The 15,481-nt window shown below is 64.9% G+C and carries 15 protein-coding genes and 1 pseudogene; 7 read left to right on the plus strand and 9 right to left on the minus strand.

Annotated features, from left to right (window positions below):
• Positions 1-159: 159 nt before the first annotated feature.
• The 5 genes from HAP54_RS19720 to hemP form a co-directional block, all read right to left on the minus strand.
• Complete coding sequence (locus HAP54_RS19720; RefSeq protein WP_166302938.1) at positions 160-1,512, minus strand: esterase-like activity of phytase family protein; 1,353 nt, start codon at positions 1,510-1,512, stop codon at positions 160-162.
• 121 nt (positions 1,513-1,633) lie between these two features.
• Positions 1,634-2,434, minus strand: a complete 801-nt coding sequence (locus HAP54_RS19725; RefSeq protein WP_166302941.1) for a heme ABC transporter ATP-binding protein — start codon at positions 2,432-2,434, stop codon at positions 1,634-1,636.
• Positions 2,431-3,480, minus strand: a complete 1,050-nt coding sequence (locus HAP54_RS19730; protein WP_166302944.1) for a FecCD family ABC transporter permease — start codon at positions 3,478-3,480, stop codon at positions 2,431-2,433. The genes HAP54_RS19725 and HAP54_RS19730 overlap by 4 nt, the downstream gene beginning before the upstream one ends.
• Before the next feature lie 45 nt (positions 3,481-3,525).
• Positions 3,526-4,476 (minus strand): heme/hemin ABC transporter substrate-binding protein, encoded by a 951-nt coding sequence (locus tag HAP54_RS19735; RefSeq protein ID WP_166302947.1) that lies wholly within the window; start codon positions 4,474-4,476, stop codon positions 3,526-3,528.
• A gap of 8 nt (positions 4,477-4,484) precedes the next feature.
• Positions 4,485-4,691 carry a hemin uptake protein HemP gene (hemP, locus tag HAP54_RS19740; RefSeq protein WP_166302950.1) on the minus strand — a complete coding sequence of 69 codons (207 nt, stop codon included), beginning with the start codon at positions 4,689-4,691 and terminating at the stop codon, positions 4,485-4,487.
• Here hemP and HAP54_RS19745 point away from each other — a divergent pair.
• The 6 genes and pseudogenes from HAP54_RS19745 to exbD all read left to right on the plus strand — a co-directional run bounded on the left by HAP54_RS19745 (position 4,609) and on the right by exbD (position 9,553).
• A complete protein-coding gene (locus HAP54_RS19745; protein WP_166293487.1) occupies positions 4,609-4,830 on the plus strand; it encodes a hypothetical protein in 222 nt (73 codons plus the stop codon). The two genes, hemP and HAP54_RS19745, sit on opposite strands and share 83 nt — an antisense overlap.
• A 112-nt stretch (positions 4,831-4,942) precedes the next feature.
• On the plus strand, positions 4,943-7,291 hold the full coding sequence (locus tag HAP54_RS19750; RefSeq protein ID WP_175619460.1) for a TonB-dependent hemoglobin/transferrin/lactoferrin family receptor: 2,349 nt from the start codon (positions 4,943-4,945) through the stop codon (positions 7,289-7,291).
• Positions 7,292-7,439: 148 nt separating this feature from the next.
• Entirely contained in the window at positions 7,440-7,772 is a 333-nt protein-coding gene (locus tag HAP54_RS19755; RefSeq protein WP_166302953.1) for an antibiotic biosynthesis monooxygenase family protein, read from the plus strand.
• Between the two features lie 47 nt (positions 7,773-7,819).
• Positions 7,820-8,293 carry a heme utilization cystosolic carrier protein HutX gene (gene hutX / locus HAP54_RS19760; RefSeq protein ID WP_175619817.1) on the plus strand — a complete coding sequence of 158 codons (474 nt, stop codon included), beginning with the start codon at positions 7,820-7,822 and terminating at the stop codon, positions 8,291-8,293.
• 82 nt (positions 8,294-8,375) lie between these two features.
• Positions 8,376-9,103, plus strand: a pseudogene (gene exbB / locus HAP54_RS19765) (tonB-system energizer ExbB).
• Between the two features lie 3 nt (positions 9,104-9,106).
• Positions 9,107-9,553, plus strand: coding sequence for a TonB system transport protein ExbD (gene exbD / locus HAP54_RS19770; protein WP_166302956.1), 447 nt, complete (start codon positions 9,107-9,109; stop codon positions 9,551-9,553).
• Between the two features lie 183 nt (positions 9,554-9,736).
• On the opposite strand, the gene HAP54_RS19775 is transcribed toward exbD, so the two are convergent.
• A complete protein-coding gene (locus tag HAP54_RS19775) occupies positions 9,737-10,900 on the minus strand; it encodes an IS4 family transposase (RefSeq protein ID WP_166298459.1) in 1,164 nt (387 codons plus the stop codon).
• 144 nt (positions 10,901-11,044) lie between these two features.
• On the opposite strand from HAP54_RS19775, the gene HAP54_RS19780 reads away from it, so the two are divergent.
• Positions 11,045-11,866 (plus strand): TonB family protein, encoded by an 822-nt coding sequence (locus HAP54_RS19780; protein ID WP_166302959.1) that lies wholly within the window; start codon positions 11,045-11,047, stop codon positions 11,864-11,866.
• A gap of 158 nt (positions 11,867-12,024) precedes the next feature.
• Here the strand turns inward: HAP54_RS19780 and HAP54_RS19785 are convergent, their stop codons facing one another.
• The 3 genes from HAP54_RS19785 to HAP54_RS19795 form a co-directional block, all read right to left on the minus strand.
• The gene (locus HAP54_RS19785) at positions 12,025-12,921 is read right to left on the minus strand and encodes a carbohydrate ABC transporter permease (RefSeq protein ID WP_166302962.1); all 897 of its coding nucleotides are present in this window, start codon (positions 12,919-12,921) and stop codon (positions 12,025-12,027) included.
• The gene (locus HAP54_RS19790) at positions 12,914-13,870 is read right to left on the minus strand and encodes a carbohydrate ABC transporter permease (RefSeq protein WP_166302965.1); all 957 of its coding nucleotides are present in this window, start codon (positions 13,868-13,870) and stop codon (positions 12,914-12,916) included. The genes HAP54_RS19785 and HAP54_RS19790 overlap by 8 nt, the downstream gene beginning before the upstream one ends.
• 167 nt (positions 13,871-14,037) lie before the next feature.
• Positions 14,038-15,384, minus strand: a complete 1,347-nt coding sequence (locus HAP54_RS19795; RefSeq protein WP_029079177.1) for an ABC transporter substrate-binding protein — start codon at positions 15,382-15,384, stop codon at positions 14,038-14,040.
• Between the last annotated feature and the right edge of the window lie 97 nt (positions 15,385-15,481).

Below are 15,481 nucleotides of genomic sequence, written 5' to 3' on the forward strand. Positions count from 1 at the left end.
GATGACGGGACATCGTATCCGCATATTCGCTGTCATGCCCCGCCTTGAGCGGGGCATCCAGTACGCCGCGGCTTATCCGTTGGACTCGGACGCCTCTGGAATACTGGATCGCCCGGTCAAGCCGGGCGATGACACCGTATTTGGTGAGAAGCAATTTCCTCACTTCGCCTTCAGGAAATAGCCGACTTCGAGCAGCACGAACTCGTCGTCATCGGCCTTGTTCGGGTCGCGGCTCGAGGAGAACGGCAGATTGTTGTCGTTGCCGACGATGATGTGGGTCTCGTCGACCCGGTCGACATTCTCGATGGTGAAGAACGGGAAGGTGTAGACGCCATCGTTGAGCGGCTTCTTCGCCTTCTTGTTCGGATCACGGATCTTCAGGAGGTCGATATAGGCGATCTTGCGCACCGGCTTGCCGACATTGGCGTCGGAGAGCTCGATCTTGTAGACGCGCTTGAACTTGGCAAGATCCGGGAAACAGTTCTCGCCGCGCTGGCCTTGCGGGCAAGCCTTGTCGGCGGTGCCTTCGCCATTGTCGCGCTCGATCACGAGGCCCTGGGTCGGATCGATCATGTTGAAGTCGCCGATCGCATTGCCGTTCTGCTCGAACACATATTGCCAATGGCGGCCGGTGAACTTCTCCGCCGCGACGTCGAATTCGAGGATGCGCGAGGCTTCCTTGCCGTCGACCTTCCCCCAATCCTTCTTGTCGGCATCCCACAGCGGCCCCTCGAGCAGCCCGTAGAGGAACTTGCCGTCCTTGGACGAGGCGAAGCCCTCATAGCCCTTGGAGCGGCGCAGATTGACGTTGGTGTAGGAGGCACCCGGCGCACCCGGCGACTGCACCGCCCAGTGATCCGGCGAACGCACCGGCTTGCCGTCCGCGACGGTCTCGAACACGGCAAGGATCTTGCCGGTCTTGTCGGCCTTGAGGATGTAGGGCCCGAACTCGTCGCCGATCCAGAACGTGTCGTTGATGATCTGGAAGCCTTCGGTGTCGAAGTCTGCGCCGGTGAGGTAACGCTTGGCGGTGTCCTCGTGCACGATGCGGAACGGCACCTTCTTGTCGGGGTCGTGCAGGAACACGGTCTCCTGGCGCTCGATCTTGCCGCTGGCCCAGTCGATCTTGTGCCGGTTCAGGTACAGCATCGAATCCGCCGAGTTGTAGCGCGAGCCCATGCCGTTGTCGGTGATCACCCAGAACGAGCCGTCCGCCATCACCTTGATGCCGGAATGGCCCTGCAGCGGCTGGCCCTTGAACGGCAGCGACGCGCCGGTCGGCCGCTCATAGGATTTGCCCATCACGGTGCCGATGGCGTCGACGCGCTTGCCGGTGGTGTATTTGCCCGAGGTCTTGAGATCATTAGGCGCATCCGCGGGCGCGTCGATGAAACTCTCCGCCGGCATCACGGCGTGTCCCGCCAGGTTTGCCGGAAATTCGCCTTCGCTCTGCGCGAACGCCGATGTCGCGAGCAGGATAGAGGCGACGGAGCAAAGCAATGACAGGCGCATGGTTGGTCTCCTAAGGAAAGATACGAAGGAACAAACGATGCGGTGTTCTCGGAGGCGCCTGTTACAGGCGGCTGACAGTTTTGTGAATCGCCGGTGTTGCCGCGGGATAAGCCTTGCGGCGTTACGTCGCCTTGCCCGCAGGCCGCATCGTCTGCGGCAGCAGGAACGGCACGCCGTTTGCGGTGTAGTCGATCACAACGTCGATCTCGAAGATCTTGCGCAGCGTCTCGGCCTGCATCGCGGCGGTGCGATCGCCGTCGACGGCAAGGCGGCCGCGATGCAGCAGCAGGATGCGGTCGGCGAACCGCATCGCGAGGTTGAGGTCGTGCAGGATCGCGATTACGGCGGTGCCGCGCCCGGCGCGCCGCCGCGCGGTCTCGACGAGGTCGATCTGGTGCCGCAGATCGAGGCTCGATGTCGGCTCGTCCAGCAGCAAAAATCCCGGCCCATGCAGCGCCTCGCCGCAGGCGAGTTGCACCAGCACACGGGCGAAATGCGCGCGCTGCTGCTCGCCGCCGGACAGCGTCGGCAATTGCCTGCAACGGAAATGCGCGAGCCCGACCTCGTCCAGCGCCGCTTCGACGAGGTTGCGCGCCGCTGCGCGAGGGCTTTCGCCGGCGCCCATGCTGACGATTTCCTCGACGGTGAACGGGAAGGTGACGTTGACATGCTGCGACAGCATCGCGCGGTGTTGCGCCAGCTCGCGCGGCCCATAGGCGTTGAGGTCGCGCTGCTTGAGCTTGATCGAACCGCGGGATGGACGGAGGTCGCCGGACAGCATCCGCAACAGCGTCGATTTGCCGGCGCCGTTGGGACCGACGATCGCGACCATCTCGCCGGCGCCGATCTGCAGGGAGACCGCATCGACCAAAGTCGTGCCGCCCGTCATCGACACCGATTGTGCTTCGAGCAGCGCGCTCATAGCGACACCAGCCCACGCTGGCGCAGCAGCATGGCGAGGAAGAACGGCGCGCCGATCGCCGCGGTCAGGATGCCGATCGGCATTTCCGCAGGTGCCACGATGGTGCGCGCCACCGTATCGGCACCGACCAGGAGGATGGCACCGAGCAATGCGGAGGCCGGCAGCAGCAGCCGGTGCGCGGGCCCGATCACCAGCCGCAGCAGATGTGGCACCACAATGCCGACAAAGCCGACCACGCCGCAGACCGAGACCGCAACGCCGGTCATCGCCGACACCAGCACGATCGAGATCCGCTTGAGACGTTCGACATCGACGCCGCTGTGGAATGCCTCGGCCTCGCCGAGCACCAGCCCGTCGAGCCCGCGCGCGATCGCGATGCAGGCGATCAGCGCAATAGCCAGCACCGGCGCCAGCGCCGTGAGCTTGGTCCAGGTCGCACCGCTCAGCGAGCCGAGCAGCCAGAAGGTGATGTCGCGGAGCTGGCGGTCGTCGGCGACGAACACCAACAGGCCGATGCCGGCATTGGCGATCGCGGCAATCGCGAGCCCGGCCAGCAGGAAGATCGCAATCGACGTCCGGCCGCCGCGGCTGGCGATGCCATAGAGCACGATGGTCGTGAGCAGCGAGCCGGCAAAGGCCGCGATCGGCAGCAACTGATGCTGCAGGAAGCGCAGGCTCTCGCCGAGATGGCTGTCGGTGAACACGATCGCCGCCGCTGCGGCAAACGCGCCGCCGGAGGAGACGCCAACCAGCGCGGGATCGGCGAGGGGATTGCGGAACAGGCCCTGCATGATCGCGCCGGAGACCGCGAGCAGGGCGCCGACCATCGCGGCGGCCGCGATCCGCGGGACGCGGATCGACCACACCACGAGCTGGTCGCGCGCGAGCAGCGGATTGGCGGTGCCGTCGGCCCACAGGCCGAGCGCGGCCGGAAGCCGCGCCAGCGGAATGCCGGCAGCGCCGACCGTCAGCGCAACCAGCGCGGTCGCTGTGAGCGCCGCAAGCAGGCAGAAGAGAGTGAGTGTGGCCGCTGGCCGCAGCGACATGCCGGCGCGCTGTTGCTTGGCGCGCGCGGCGCTCGGCCAGCACGCTCATTGCCGGCAATTCGCGGTCAGCGCTGCCGGCTTGAAGTTGTCGGCCTCCGGCGCCAGCGCCGGATAAAGCTTGACCGAGAGGTCGCGTGCCGCGGCCGCGGTGCGCGGTCCGAAGCCGAGCAGATAAAGCCCTTCCATCGAGATGAAGGCCTTGTTGGCGGCGACCGGCGTCAGCTCGAAGCCCGGATGCGCAAACACCGCGTCAGCAGTCAGCGAGTCCTTGCCGCGATCGATCGACAGCACGACATCCGGTTTCGCCGCCACGATGGCCTCGTCATTGACCGGCTTGTAGCCGTCGTAGCCATCGATTGCGTTGACGCCGCCGGCGAGCTGGATGATCTCGTCCGCGGCGGTCTTGTGACCCGCGGCCATCGCGCGGCCGTTCAAGAGCGACATCACGAACATCACGCGCACCGGCTTCGTCACCTTGGCGCGCAGCACGCGCAGTTGAGCGAGATCGCTTTCTACCGCCGCGGTCAGGCAGGCGGCGCGCGGATCGGCGCCCATGGCGTGGCCCACCAGCCTGATCTTCTCGATCAGCCCGGCCTCCGAGAAGGTCTCGGGCACCAGCACCAGCGGCACCTTGGCCGCCTCCAGCACGTCCATAGTCTCCTTCGGCCCGGAGCCCTGCACTGCGAGCACCAGCGACGGGTGCAGGCCGAGCACGCCTTCGGGCGACAGCTGGCGCATGTAGCCGACGTCGGGTTTCTCGCGCAGCGCCGCCGGTGGATAGAGGCTGGTGGCATCGACGCCGGCGATGCGGTCCGCGAAGCCGAGCGCATAGAGGATCTCGGTGATCGCACCGCCGATCGAGACGATCCGTGTGGGATCGTCGATCACGACGTCGCGGTCGCGCGCGTCGTGCACGGTGATGCCCTCGGCAATAGCCGCGCCTGATGGCAGCCAACAGGAGAATGCGAGCAGAGCGAGCGTGCGACAAATTGTCATCGGGGCCGTCACTTGGTGAGGATCAGTTTGTTCTGCGAGGTCAGCCGCAGCCGGTAATGCTCTTCGCCATGCACGATGATGATCTCGCGCTCCGTCGAGAACAGGTCGCGGCTGTCGAGACGATTTCCGCGCATGATGAGCGATTTCGCCGCGTCAGACGCTGATGCGGCCTGCTTTCCGGCCGCGCCGATACTGTCTCCGGATGATGCCGACATTCTCTTGGTGCTGCGCCTGCGAAATTTTCAAATGCTGTTTGCTTGTATAAGCGGGCGAACGCGCATTCCAACGGCTGCACTTTACAATCGATGTAAACAGCGCCGCCGCATTCTTGACCGTTTTGTTGCCGGCTCGTAACCAATCATCACGCGATGCGAGCGGATGGCTCGCATCGCAACGTAGCCAGCAAGCCGCTCACCAGAGCGCACGCCAGCCAAACCAGAAAAGCGATGATCGGGCTGGGGCTAGAATGGCTGACGGGGCTAAGATTTCGCGCGCCCTGATTTTGGGAGCGTCGGTGTTTTCATTTGCGGCTGCATTGCCGGAGAACGGTCTCGCGCAAACCGCCGATGCTTCGGCTGCGCGTCCCGCAACCGAGCGGCCGAAGCAGGCCAAGCGCAAGCCGAAGCCCCAGGTTGCGCAGCAGCCCGCAACGTCGCCGGCAATGAATGCGCGCGCGCAGATCGGCGCAGTGCCGGTGCAGTCGCTCGACACCATCACGGCGGTGGCATCAAAGACCGAAGAGCGCGCGATCGATGCGCGGGCGCCGGTCAGCTCCGTCACGCTGGAGAAGATCCAGGGCCTGCAGCCGAACCGACTGTCGGACATTTTCTACGCCGTGCCTGGCGTCTCGGTCCAGGAACGCGGCGACGATCCGGCGACCGTCATCAACATCCGCGGCTTGCAGGATTTCGGCCGTGTCGCAGTCGTGGTCGACGGCGCGCGGCAGAACTATCAGCGCACCGGCCACAACGCCAACGGCTCGTTCTTCCTCGATCCTGAACTGATCGGCGGCGTCGACGTGGTACGCGGACCGACCGCGAACATCTACGGCTCCGGCGCGATCGGCGGCGTGGTGTCGTTCCGCACCAAGGACATCGACGATGTGGTGCGGCCCGGCGAGCGCTGGGGCGTCGATATGTCGGGCTCCTACGGCACCAACAAGGACCGTGGCATGGGCTCGGTGTTCGGCGGCGTGCGCGTCGATCCCAATGTCGACGTGTTCGGCGGCGCGGTCTATCGCACCCAGAGCAATTACAAGGACGGCGCGGGCACCGAGATCGGCAACACCGGCAATGACGTCGCGGCCGGTCTGATGAAGGTGACATTCCGCCTGGCCGAAGGCCACGAGTTCAAGATCGGCGGCATCTTCCAGGACTACCAGTACAATATCGGTCAGCCGAACCGCGGCTCGACCACGACGGCAGCGCCGCTGGCGGCGATCGCGGGCTCCTCGGTCTACGCTTCCGACGCCAAGAACTACACGGGCACGCTGAGCTGGCGATATGCCAAGCCCGACGACATGCTGTTCGACTGGAACATCTCGGTCTACGGCAACCGCACCGACAACGACCAGGTCAAGACCTACAACAACCGCATCACCACCGGCGGCGGTGTCTGCACGCTCGCCAATCCCGGCAACAACATCTCCGGCTGCGTCGGCGACAAGCGCGGCTATTTGCTCGACACCGTCGGTATCGACGTCAATAACACCTCGCGGTTCAATTTCGGCGACTGGCGCAATGCCGTGACCTACGGTTTCGACGCCTTCCGTGACGATGTCGAGACCTTCGATTCGCGCGGCAACTCCAACATCACAACGCCGGGCGGTCAGCGCACGGTGTCCGGCGGCTTCGTGCAGCTGAAGCAGAATTACTCGACCTGGCTCGAGCTGGTCAGCGCCGTCAGATACGACCACTACGAGCTCAACTCGATCAACACCACGACCAGCGGCGATCGGCTGTCGCCGAAGATCACGGTCGGCGTCACGCCGGTCGCCGGCTTCACGCCCTATGCGAGCTACGCCGAGGGCTATCGGGCGCCGTCGATCACCGAAACCCTGATCGCGGGCGGCCACGCCACCGGCGGCGGCCCGGCGTTGTTCAACTGCCTTGATGGCACCAGCGGCCTGTTCTGCTTCCTGCCCAACGCGGCACTGCGGCCCGAGGTCGGCAAGAACAAGGAAGTCGGCATCAACCTGAAGTATGACGGCATCTTCTCGGCCAAGGACTCGTTCCGCGGCAAAATCAATTTGTTCCGCAACGATGTCGACGGCTATATCGATCTCGTCGCCTCGGCACCCACGCTGACGCCGTTCGGTCCGTTCAGCCAGTTCTACCAGTACCAGAACATCGCCCATGCCCGCATCGAGGGCTTCGAGCTCGAGACGATGTATGACGCAGGCGACTGGTTCCTCGGCGTCGCCGGCCATCTGATGCGCGGCCGGAACACCCAGACCAATGTCGGGCTCGCCACCATCACGCCACGCAAGGTGACGACGACGGGCGGCGTGCGCCTGCTCGACCGATCGCTGATCATTGCCGCGCAATGGTCGTCGTTCGGCGCCAACAACGATTTGCCGGCGGGCTATCTGCCCTCGACCGGCTATGAGCTGGTCAATCTCTATGTGACCTGGAACGCCACCAAGGACATCACCTTCACGGCGTCGGTCGACAACCTCTTGAACCAGTACTACCGGCCCTATGCGATCCCGGGCTCCTCGACCGACGGCACGGCCCAGAACGACGTGCTGTTCTCGAGCCCCGGTCCGGGCACCGTCTACAAGGCCGGGCTCAGGATTCACCTAGGTGGAGCGTAACGCGAGACGGCGATCATTCCATCCAGGTTGCTCCGGCCGCGCTGGTGCCCCCAGCGCGGCCTTGGCGCATTTCTTGGCGCATTCATGATATCAACGAGATCAGCCGGCAGGATCCCATGCATCCGCCGCCAAACAGGAGAGGGTTTTCATGTTCATCGCAATGAACCGGTTTCAGGTGATCAAGGGCAAGGAGCAGGCGTTCGAGACGGTCTGGAAGACCCGCGAATCCTTTCTCGGCGATCTGCCTGGATTCATCGAGTTTCATCTGGTGAAGGGACCCGAGGCCGAGGACCACACGCTGTACGCGACCCATACGGTGTGGGCCAGCAAGGCGGCGTTCGAGGACTGGACCAAATCGGATGCGTTCCGCCGCGCCCATTCCCGCGCCGGCAACGAGACCGGCGGCAGCCTCTATCTCGGCCATCCCAGCTTCGAGGGCTTTGAGGTGCTGATCACCGAGCGCGCAAAGAGCCTGGCGTGACGGAGGCGATCGTGCAGAACGCGGAGTTAGCCGGATTGAAGGCCTTTATGGCCGACAATCCCGGCGCTGTCATCGAGGACGTCGCGCGCGAGCGCAAGGTGACGCCGCGCGCCGTGCTCGAGGCGCTGCCCGAAAGCATGGTGCGGATCGGCGCCGGCGAATTCGCCGCCGCGATGCAGGATATCGCGGAATGGGGCGAGGTGACGCTGATCGTGCACACTGATGATGCGATCTTCGAATTCACGGGCGCCATTCCGAAAGGCGAGGTCGGCCGCGGCTATTTCAACCTGATGCAGCCGAAGGGCCTGCACGGCCACCTCAGGCATGAGCGCTGTTCTGCGATCGCGTTCGTCGAGCGGCCCTTCATGGGCAAGGTGTCGGCCTTCATCGCCTTCATCAATCTCGACGGCGGCATCATGTTCAAGGTGTTCGTCGGCCGCGACGAGACGCGCGCGCTGCGCGGCGATCAGCTGGTGCGCTTCCACGCGCTGGCGGACCGCCTCGCGCCGAAAGCGGGCTGAGACCAACGAAGGACGGGAGGCGACCATGTCGCATCGCTGGCTTGGGCGGAGCATCTGGATGGCGGCTTCCGGCGCGCTCGGCATGCTGCCGGGGGCGGGCCTTGCCGCGTCCGACGCCGCGCTGCTGCCGCGCAACCTCTCGCCCTGGGGCATGTTTGCGAGCGCCGACATCGTCGTGAAGGCAGTGATGATCGGGCTTGCCTTCGCCTCACTCGTGACCTGGACGGTCTGGCTCGCCAAGACCGTCGAGATCCGCCGCAAGACTGCGCTCGCCAGGCAGCGGATCGGCCTGCTTGAGCGCGACACCCAGCTTGCCGAGGTCGAGCAGGCGAGCCGCGACGGCGACGACGCCGTGCGCAGATCGTGCAGTCGGCCTCGCGCGAGGCCGCGCTCTCCAGCGGCATGTTCGACGACGGTTTCAAGGAGCGGATCGCGCTGCGGCTGGAGCGGGTCGAGGCGGCGATGTCGCGGCAGATCGCGCGCGGCACCGGCGTGCTTGCCACCATCGGCGCCACCGCACCGTTCGTCGGCCTGTTCGGCACGGTGTGGGGCATCATGAATGCCTTCATCGGCATCTCCGAGGCGCACACCACCAATCTCGCGGTGGTCGCGCCCGGTATCGCCGAGGCGCTGCTCGCAACCGCGCTCGGGCTGGTCGCGGCGATCCCGGCGGTCGTGATCTACAATCATCTGACCCGTTCGATCGCGGCCTACCGCGCGCTGCTCGGCGACGCCTCCGTCATGGTGATGCTGCTCGTCAGTCGCGAGGGCGATCGCAGCCTGTTCCGTCTGGCGCGCGCGGCGGAGTAGAACATGGGCGCGAAGCTCGGTACCAGTGGCGCGTTCGGCGGCCGGCGTCGCGGCGACGACGATCTGGTCGAGGCACATGAGATCAATGTCACGCCGTTCATCGACGTGATGCTGGTGCTGCTGATCATCTTCATGGTGGCGGCGCCGCTCGCGACCGTCGATCTCGGTGTCGATCTGCCGGCCTCGACCGCCGAGCCGCAGCCGCGGCCGGACAAGCCGGTGTTTGTCACGGTGAAGCCCGATCTGTCGGTCGCCGTCGGCGAGGATGTGATCGGGCGCGATGTGCTGACTGCGACGCTCGATGGCGCCACGCGGGGCAAGAAGGACGAGCGCATCTTCCTGCGCGCCGACAAGGCGGTCAGCTATGGCGATCTGATGGAGGTGATGAACCTGCTGCGCAACGCCGGCTATCTCAAGATCGCGCTGGTCGGCCTCGACGGGCGTAGCTAGGGCGGATTGGCCTTGATTGAAGCGGTGCGCCAGGGACTCGGTTCACCTCTCCCGCTTGCGGGGGAGGTCGCAGCGCATCGAAGATGCGATGCGGGTGGGGGCTCTCTCCACATCATCGGTCCGACTCGCGGTGAGACCCCCACCCTAACCCTCCCCCGCAAGCGCAGGGCTGTCCGGGGAAATTCAACCATAGCAGAGTTCCATCTGGTTGAGGGGCGTTCTGCATTTGCGGCGGCTAGGGTTGATTGGCGGAGGCTTGTCGATGCTGGCGAAGGCTCGCCGGGTGAACAGGAACTGGCTGACGAGTTCGGCGAGCCTGAGCGGCAGCATTTTGATGCAGTTGGTCCGCGCGGCAATGCGCAACAGTAGGTAGGCAATCATCGCAGCAAGCACTTGCAGGCGGATTGCATTGTCGTTGGTGCCGAGGAACTTGCGGATGTCGAGGTGCTGCTTGATCCAGCGGAACAGCAGTTCGATCTGCCACCGGCTCTTGTAGAGGGCGGCGATCTCGACGGCCGTTCGGGTCGTATCGTTGGTGAGAAGCGTGATCACGCCGCCGTTCTCCCGCCTGACCTTGATGCGCCGCAGCGGTATCGGCAAACGCGAGTCGCCCTTACTGGTGAGCTTCACCTCGTCGTCGACGATGATCCTGAAGCCGTCCCCCTTGCTGTTGCGGATGGTGCGATGCCTGACCGCGCGTAGCCGGATGCTCGTCTTCGGCCGGGTCACGAAGAAAGCCTTGCTATCATTGATCTTCTGCCACCAGTCGAAACGGCAATATCCCTTGTCGAACACGTAGGTTGTGCCGGCCTGGATCGGAGTCTGGCGACCGATCTCGATATCGTTGACGTTGGCAGCCGTCACCTCGACGCACTTCGGGATATCGCCCTTGGGATCGTAGACCACGTGCAGCTTCATGCCGCGGATGCGGCCGTTCCACACCGCCCAGGTGCAAACTTTGCCAAGCGGGATCGGACTGGCGTCGATCAGGCGCACCATCTCCTTGCCTTCGCCCCGCAACTGCCGGCTTGCCATCGCCGACAATCGTGCAAAGGTTTGCGCAAAAATGCTGGACGGGCGGCGGGTATTGGCATCCGACAGCGTCGAGCGGGACAACCTGCCGGTGCCCAGATGATAGTGATGCTGAGGATTGGCGTTGAAGCCGGTCACCACGGCGCGCAGGCTGTTGTTCCCGCTCAACTGCGCATAGATCAGCGCTACCAGGTGATCCCAGCTCTTGAACGACTTGTCGTAGGCATCCCCGTCCAGACGATCCACAGCCGTCTGAAACTGCCGCCGATTGATCGGTTCAAGCAGCCTACTAAAAATGCTATCGCGAAATCGCATGCTCGGCCTTCTGTGTCTCGACAACCAGAAAAGACCGATTTGCCTCGGTTTTGCCGAGCATGCACCGCGACACAGTGAATCATTCCCCGGACAGCCCTGCCGCAAGCGGGAGAGGGCACGCCTCTGCGGAACGGGGCGAGCGTCATGAACGCCTATGCCCTTCATGATACGGGTGGCGAAGTCCGGCTGCGGCGCTGGGGCCTGTCGGCGGCCGCGATCCTGGCGGCACATGCCGCCCTGCTCGCGCTCGGCATGAACTGGGTCTCGGCGCCGCCGCCGGGCGTTGCCGTGCCCACGGTGCTGGTCGACTTGACGCCGATCACCTCTTCGCCCCAGATTTCCGACACTGAGCTGCCGCCGGGGCCGGCGATGCAGGAGGCCGATGCTTCGCCGCCGGAGCCTGCCGCCGCGCAGGCTGTGCAGCAGGAGATCGTACCGACGCCGCTGCAGGAGAAGCCTGACGTCGCCGCGCCGCCGGAGCAGAAGCAGCAGGTCACGCCGCCCAAGCCCGAGCCCGCCAAAGTCGTTCCCGAACACAAGCCCGAGCCGATCAAGCCGAAGGTCGTGCGCCGCGAGGCCAAGAAGCCGTCCGAGGCGACGCCGGCGCCGCGCACCAGCGCGCCGAGCCGGGCCGAGCGCCAGGCGCCGACGGCGTCCGCGATCAGCGCAGGCGCGGCGGCATCGGCGATCGCGGCGTACAACGCACGGGTCCGCGCGCATCTGTTGCGCTTCCACTCTTATCCGGCCGGCGGCAACGGCCAGCGCGGCGTGGTCCGGCTGGCCTTCACGCTCGGCCGGGGCGGGCAGGTGCTGTCGAGCCATCTCGGCGGCTCCTCCGGCAATCCGACCTTCGACGCGCGGGCGCTGGCGATGGTTCGGCAGGCCCAGCCGTTCCCGGCATTTCCGTCAGAGATCACGCAGGGCTCGATGGGTTTCAGCGTGCCGGTGGCGTTCGTGCCGCGGTAGTGCAGGCAACGCCAATCCACGCACCAGCCTATCCCCGTCATCCTGAGGTGCGCGGAACGCGCGTCTCGAAGGATCGACGGCCACCAGCGGGGCCGTGCATCCTTCGAGGCTCGCTCCGCTCGCACCTCAGGATGACGGGGATAGTGTTGCGCGCCCAGTTACTCCTTCACCGCGCCCGTCAGCGACGACACGTAGTAGTCGACGAACAGCGAGTAGAACAGCGCGACCGGCAGCGAGCCGAGCAGCGAGCCCGCCATCAGCGCGCCCCATTGGTAGACGTCGCCGGTGACGAGCTCGGTCAGGATCGCGACCGGAACCGTCTTGTTGGCGGCGCTCTGGATAAAGGCGAGCGCGTAGATGAACTCGTTCCACGACAGCGTGAAGGAGAAGATGCCGGCCGAGATCAGGCCGGGCACTGCGAGCGGCAGCGTGATCCGCCACAGGATCTGCAGCCGCGTCGCGCCGTCGACCAGCGCGCATTCCTCGAGCTCATAGGGGATCGACTTGAAATAGCCGATCAGAAGCCAGGTGCAGAACGGCACCAGGAAGGTCGGATAGACCAGGATCAGCGCCAAGGGCGAGTCGAACAGGCCGAACTGCACGATCACGGTGGCGAGCGGAATGAACAGGATCGACGGCGGCACCAGATAGGCAAGGTAGATGCCGAGGCCGACATAGGGGCTGCCGCGGAAGCGCAGCCGCTCGATCGCGTAGGCGGCGAGCGTTGACGCGAACAGCGACAGGAAGGTCGAGCCGATCGCGACCAGCATGGTGGTCTTCAGCCAGCGCGGATACGAGTTGTCGAACAACAGATGCTTGAGATGCGCGAGCGTCGGCGAGGTGATCCAGAACGGGTTGTGCTCCTTGTAGTTCAGAAGCTCCGCGTTCGGTTTGAACGAGGTGATCGCCATCCAGTAGAACGGGAACAGCAGGATCAGGATGAAGCAGGCGAGCGGCAGATAGATCATCACCACGCGCCGGGCGCGGGAGTCCCACGCCATCGTATCGGGCGTCGCGCTGGCGACGTTGGAGGATTGGGCTGCGACGTCAGTCATTGGCTTCTCCCTGCTGCCATTTGCGGCGCGCGAGGCCGAAGTAGCTGAACAACGTCGCGAACACGAGGAACGGGATCATCGACACCGCGATCGCGGCACCCTCGCCGAGCTCGCCGCCGGCGATGCCGCGCTGGAACGCCAAGGTCGCGAGCAAATGGGTCGAGTTGACCGGGCCGCCGCGGGTGATGGCGTAGACCAGCTGGAAATCGGTGAAAGTGAAGATGATCGAGAACGTCATCACGATCGCGAGAATCGGCATCATCATCGGGAAGGTGATGTAGCGGAAGCGCTGCCAGGCGGTGGCGCCGTCGAGCATCGCCGCCTCATAGAGCGAGGGCGAGATAGTCTGCAGCCCTGCCAGCAGCGAGATCGCGACGAACGGGATGCCGCGCCAGATATTGGCCGCGATCAGCGAGAACCGCGCCGGCCAGGGCGAGCCGAGGAAGTCGACATTGCTGTCACGCAGATGCAGCACGTCGACCAGGAGATAGGAGATGATCGAGAACTGCGGATCGTAGATCCACCAGAACGCCAGTGCCGAGAGCACCGTCGGCACGATCCACGGCAGCAGCACGATGGCGCGGATCAGGCTCTTGAACGGGAAATGGTTGTTGAGCAGCAGCGCCAGCCAGAAGCCGAGCGCAAATTTCCCGAAGGTTGCGATCGCGGTGTAGAAGACCGAGTAGAACACCGCGTTCCACCACAGCGGGTCCTTGAGCAGGTACTGGAAGTTCTCCAGCCCGATATAGACGCCGCGCTGGCCGATCGTGGTGTCGGTGAAGGCGAGCCAGATGCCGAGGCCGAGCGGATAGGTGAGGAACACCAACAGCAGGCCGATCGCAGGCGCAAGGCACATCACGATCAGGAACGGCTTGTAGTCGAACAGGCGCGCCAGCCAGCCCGGTTGGCGCAGCGTATGTCCGCGTGAAGGTAGTGTTGTTACAGACATCAGATCCTTTTCCCGGTCTGACTTTCAAGGTCATTCCGGGGCGATGCGCAGCATCGAACCCGGAATCTCGAGATTCCCCGATGCGCACTTGCGCATCTGTGGTCTGGTGCTAGCGCACCATCCCGGAATGACAGCTGTCATAGCAATGACGGCTGCCCTGTTCGGCTTTACCGGCCCTGCCGCCGGAAGTACCGCTTGGCGCGCTGCTCGGCTTCCGCGGCGGCGGCTTCCGGCGTTGCGGCGTCGGTCGCCACCGAGGCGCACATCTGCACCAGAACATAGTCGGCGTTGACGGCGCCGGTCGCGGTCGAGATCGGCCCCTTGTAGCCGTTGTAATAGGGGCTCTTCATGGTGTCCTTGAAGATCGCGACCTTGGGATCGCCCGACCACACCGCCGCATCGGCGTAGGCCGCGAGCGGCTGCGACCAGTAGCCGGAGTTGGCGTTGAGCCACGGCTCGTACTGCTCGTGCTCCAGCATGAACTGCAGGAAGGCCTTCGCCGCGTTGGGATACGGGCTGTGCTTGAACGCCATCGCGTTCAGCGTCAGGCCCGACATCGGGGAGACCGGCGCGAGCCCCTTGGGCAGGAACTGATGCTGGGTGTCGTCGGCGACCGCCTTGGTCGCGGGATCGTTCTTCAGCGAGAAGTACAGCGAGACGCCGTTGGCGGTCAGGCCGATCTCCTGCGACGAGTAGGCGCGGTTGTTGGAGACGTCGTTCCAGGACGGCGTGCCGGCGATGAAGTTCGGATAGAGCTCCTTCAGATATTTCAGCGCCGCGATCGTCTCCTTGCTGTTGATGATGATATTGCCTTCCTCATCGAGCAGCGCGGCGTTGTGCGACCACAACAGCCAGTTGGCGAAGCCGTTGCCGTCGCCGACCGCGTTGCCGAGCGCAAAGCCGGCCGGCTTGCCGGCCGCTTTCAGTTTCTTGCAGAGCTCGAGGATGCCGGCATGGTCTTCCGGCACCTTGTCGAAGCCGGCCGCATTGACCAGCGACTTGCGGTAGACCAGCGGGCCGCCCGAGGCGCCGAACGGCAGGCCGACCCAGCTCTTCGACTTCGAGCGCATGCCGTAGCGGCGCGCCAGCGTCAGCCATCCGCCATAGCGCTTGTCGAGATAATCGGCGACGTCGGTCAGTTCGATCAGCTTGTCGATATAGATGTGCGGTGCATCGCCGAAGCCGATGATGATGTCCGGGCCGGCGCCGGAGTTCGAAGTCACCGCGGTCTGCTGGTTGATGTCCTCCCAGCCGACGAAGTCGACCTTGACCTCGACGCCGGTCTTGTCGGTGAAGCGCTTGGCATTGGCGCGGAACACGTCCTCGTCGGCCTGCACGAAGCGCACCGGCCGCAGCATGCGCAAGGTCGCACCCTTTTCGATCGGCAGCGACGGCGCCGCCACGTCGGCAGCCTTGACCTTCGACGCCTCCTGCGCCGATGCGCCGGTGACTGCCAGTGCCGCTGCGGACGCCCCCAGCGCCAGCGCGTCGCGGCGCGTGATCTCGTACTTCATGTCGTTCGCACTCCCATTCTTGTTGTGTCTTCCCGGCGTTTGGCCGCCGGTGAAGGATCTTGTTGTCTCGGCGCCCGCCACACGAAGGGCCCGTATC

The organism is Bradyrhizobium sp. 2S1, assembly GCF_011516625.5.
Lineage (GTDB): Bacteria > Pseudomonadota > Alphaproteobacteria > Rhizobiales > Xanthobacteraceae > Bradyrhizobium > Bradyrhizobium septentrionale.

What these genes read in the sequence shown, in the direction of transcription:
- HAP54_RS19720 (WP_166302938.1), bottom strand. Translation starts at nt 1,512, where the DNA reads ATGCGCCTGTCATTGCTTTGCTCCGTCGCCTCTATCCTGCTCGCGACA.
- HAP54_RS19725 (WP_166302941.1), bottom strand. Translation starts at nt 2,434, where the DNA reads ATGAGCGCGCTGCTCGAAGCACAATCGGTGTCGATGACGGGCGGCACG.
- HAP54_RS19730 (WP_166302944.1), bottom strand. Translation starts at nt 3,480, where the DNA reads ATGTCGCTGCGGCCAGCGGCCACACTCACTCTCTTCTGCCTGCTTGCG.
- HAP54_RS19735 (WP_166302947.1), bottom strand. Translation starts at nt 4,476, where the DNA reads ATGACAATTTGTCGCACGCTCGCTCTGCTCGCATTCTCCTGTTGGCTG.
- HAP54_RS19745 (WP_166293487.1), top strand. Translation starts at nt 4,609, where the DNA reads ATGATGAGCGATTTCGCCGCGTCAGACGCTGATGCGGCCTGCTTTCCG.
- hemP (WP_166302950.1), bottom strand. Translation starts at nt 4,691, where the DNA reads ATGTCGGCATCATCCGGAGACAGTATCGGCGCGGCCGGAAAGCAGGCC.
- HAP54_RS19750 (WP_175619460.1), top strand. Translation starts at nt 4,943, where the DNA reads ATGGCTGACGGGGCTAAGATTTCGCGCGCCCTGATTTTGGGAGCGTCG.
- HAP54_RS19755 (WP_166302953.1), top strand. Translation starts at nt 7,440, where the DNA reads ATGTTCATCGCAATGAACCGGTTTCAGGTGATCAAGGGCAAGGAGCAG.
- hutX (WP_175619817.1), top strand. Translation starts at nt 7,820, where the DNA reads ATGGCCGACAATCCCGGCGCTGTCATCGAGGACGTCGCGCGCGAGCGC.
- exbD (WP_166302956.1), top strand. Translation starts at nt 9,107, where the DNA reads ATGGGCGCGAAGCTCGGTACCAGTGGCGCGTTCGGCGGCCGGCGTCGC.
- HAP54_RS19775 (WP_166298459.1), bottom strand. Translation starts at nt 10,900, where the DNA reads ATGCGATTTCGCGATAGCATTTTTAGTAGGCTGCTTGAACCGATCAAT.
- HAP54_RS19780 (WP_166302959.1), top strand. Translation starts at nt 11,045, where the DNA reads ATGAACGCCTATGCCCTTCATGATACGGGTGGCGAAGTCCGGCTGCGG.
- HAP54_RS19785 (WP_166302962.1), bottom strand. Translation starts at nt 12,921, where the DNA reads ATGACTGACGTCGCAGCCCAATCCTCCAACGTCGCCAGCGCGACGCCC.
- HAP54_RS19790 (WP_166302965.1), bottom strand. Translation starts at nt 13,870, where the DNA reads ATGTCTGTAACAACACTACCTTCACGCGGACATACGCTGCGCCAACCG.
- HAP54_RS19795 (WP_029079177.1), bottom strand. Translation starts at nt 15,384, where the DNA reads ATGAAGTACGAGATCACGCGCCGCGACGCGCTGGCGCTGGGGGCGTCC.